The organism is Methylobacterium sp. CCH5-D2, from assembly GCF_001556475.1.
Lineage (GTDB): Bacteria > Pseudomonadota > Alphaproteobacteria > Rhizobiales > Beijerinckiaceae > Methylobacterium > Methylobacterium hispanicum.
The window spans coordinates 1-2189 of record NZ_LSIX01001038.1 but is presented as its reverse complement, the minus strand read 5'-3'; the positions used below and the strand labels follow the sequence as shown (position 1 = coordinate 2189).

Sequence of the window (2189 nt, the reverse complement as noted above, 5' to 3'; positions counted from 1 at the left end):
CCCCTCTCCCGCCTCGCTCCGCTCGGCACCCTCCCCCGCAGAGGGGGGAGGGTTGATCGATCGTCAGCGCTTCGTGCTCGCCGCGTTCTGGCCGAACATCACCTTCTTGGCGTCCTCGCTCATGGCCTGGCCGAGGTTCGGGTTGACCTCGGGACCCCGCGCGTAGGCCGCCTGCGTACCGGGCCGCGCCGCGACCGCCTCGAACCAGCGCTTCAGGTTCGGGTGGTCCTCGAGGTTCTGGCGCTGCTTCTCGTAGGGCACGATCCACGGATAGCAGGCCATGTCGGCGATCGAGTAGTCCGGCCCCGCCACGTAGGCCCGGTCGGCGAGCCGCCGGTCGAGCACGCCGTAGAGGCGGTTGGTCTCGTTGACGTAGCGGTCGATCGCGTAGGGCACCGGCTCGGGCGCGTACTGCGTGAAGTGGTGGTTCTGGCCGAGCATCGGCCCGAGGCCCCCCATCTGCCAGAACAGCCATTGCAGCACCTCGACCCGGCCGCGGATGTCGGCCGGGATGAAGCGGCCGGTCTTCTCGGCGAGGTAGAGCAGGATCGCGCCCGACTCGAACAGCGAGACCGGCGCGCCGCCGCCCGCCGGCTCGTGATCGACGATCGCCGGCATGCGGTTGTTCGGCGCGATTGCGAGGAAATCGGGCTTGAACTGGTCGCCCGCGCCGATGTTCACCGGGTGGATGCGGTAGGGCAGGCCCGCCTCCTCCAGAAACATCGTGACCTTGTGGCCGTTCGGCGTCGGCCAGTAGTGGAGATCGATCATCGGCATCCTCAGCGTCCGCCCCTCGGGACGCGAGGTGGGACGCGGGGATCGCGCGGTCAAGCCGCGGTTTCCGTCACGGTGCGTCCCTTGCCGCGGGAGCCTGGAATCCTTAGAAACGGCCGCGTGGCGGGGTGTAGCGCAGTCTGGTAGCGCACCTGGTTTGGGACCAGGGGGTCGTAGGTTCGAATCCTATCGCCCCGACCATTCTCATTCGTGTCCGGAGCCATCCCAGCCGCCATGCCGAGCGCCCGCATCTACCAGCCGTCGAAGGAAGCGTCGCAGTCGGGGCTGGCCCGCACCAAGGTCTGGATCCTGGAGTTCGACCAGACCGGCCCCCGCGAGACCGACCCCCTGATGGGCTGGACCGGCTCGGGCGACATGCTGCAGCAGGTGAAGCTGGAGTTCGAGACCCGCGAGGAGGCCGTGGCCTACGCCACCCGCGCCGGCATCAGCTACCGGGTCGAGGAGCCGCACAAGACGGTGGTCCGCAAGGGCCTGTCCTACTCGGACAATTTCAAGTTCAACCGCACGGCGCCCTGGACGCATTGAGGGGCCGCGTCTTCTCCCTCCCCCGCAGAGGGGGGGGAGGGAGAGCGACGCGTGAACTCTCCCGCTATCAATCCACGCATGAAAAAGCCGCCGGCGGGGTGACCCGCGCGGCGGCTTTTTCGCGCTCCGATGAGTTCGGGATCAGGCGGCGGCCTGGGTCTCGGTCTCGGCGAGCTTCTTGTGGATCTCGCGCTTCAGGAGCTTGGCCGTCTGCGACAGGTCGGATTCGCCGGCCTTGACCAGGAAGGCGTCGAGGCCGCCGCGGTGCTCGACCGAGCGCAGCGCGTGGGCGGTGATGCGCAGGCGGACGCTCTTGTTGAGCGCGTCGGACTGCAGGGTGACGTTGCAGAGGTTCGGCAGGAACCGGCACTTGGTCTTGCGGTTCGAGTGGCTCACGAGGTGGCCGACCTGAACGGCCTTGCCGGTGAGTTCGCAGCGGCGCGCCATGGCTTCAATCTATCCCGTATCGTTCCGTGGGCGGTCAGTACTCGGACCTCAATGACCGAGCGGCGCGCGCGCCGCGGGCCACGCCCAAGCGTGATTCCAGGTCCAGCGGAGTCCTGTAGAAGGCGCGAGCCTATAGGAGACGACCCCGCCTTCCGTCAAGGCGCGGGATGCGGAAAGCCGGGCCTGTTGCGGCCGGGCGCTACCGCGGGCCCAACGGTCTGTTAACCATGGGCTTGGGATAAATCGGATCTCGCCGGACCCGTCCGGGCGAGCGTCGAGGATCGAATCCGGACCATGTTCGCCCAAGCCCTCCGCACCGCGCCGGCCCGCCGTGTCGGGCAGTTCCTCCTCTCCGGCTTCGTCGGCGCGGGCCTCGTCGGCGCGGCCGCGACCGTCGAGGCCCGCGCCGACGAAGCCGGAGA

The 2189-nt window shown here is 68.8% G+C and carries 3 protein-coding genes and 1 tRNA gene; 2 read left to right on the top strand and 2 right to left on the bottom strand.

Annotation, left to right across the window (positions count from 1 at the left end; all coding sequences use genetic code 11):
• Positions 1–63: 63 nt before the first annotated feature.
• Positions 64–771, bottom strand: a complete 708-nt coding sequence (locus AX737_RS28360; protein WP_066927195.1) for a glutathione binding-like protein — start codon at positions 769–771, stop codon at positions 64–66.
• A 127-nt stretch (positions 772–898) separates the two neighbouring features.
• Between AX737_RS28360 and AX737_RS28355 the strand changes: the two genes are divergently transcribed.
• Both AX737_RS28355 and AX737_RS28350 read left to right on the top strand, forming a co-directional pair.
• Positions 899–975: transfer RNA gene (locus AX737_RS28355), tRNA-Pro, on the top strand.
• A gap of 33 nt (positions 976–1008) precedes the next feature.
• Entirely contained in the window at positions 1009–1320 is a 312-nt protein-coding gene (locus tag AX737_RS28350; protein WP_066927193.1) for an ETC complex I subunit, read from the top strand.
• 141 nt (positions 1321–1461) lie between these two features.
• Here the strand turns inward: AX737_RS28350 and rpmB are convergent, their stop codons facing one another.
• Entirely contained in the window at positions 1462–1767 is a 306-nt protein-coding gene (gene rpmB / locus AX737_RS28345; RefSeq protein WP_066927191.1) for a 50S ribosomal protein L28, read from the bottom strand.
• Between the last annotated feature and the right edge of the window lie 422 nt (positions 1768–2189).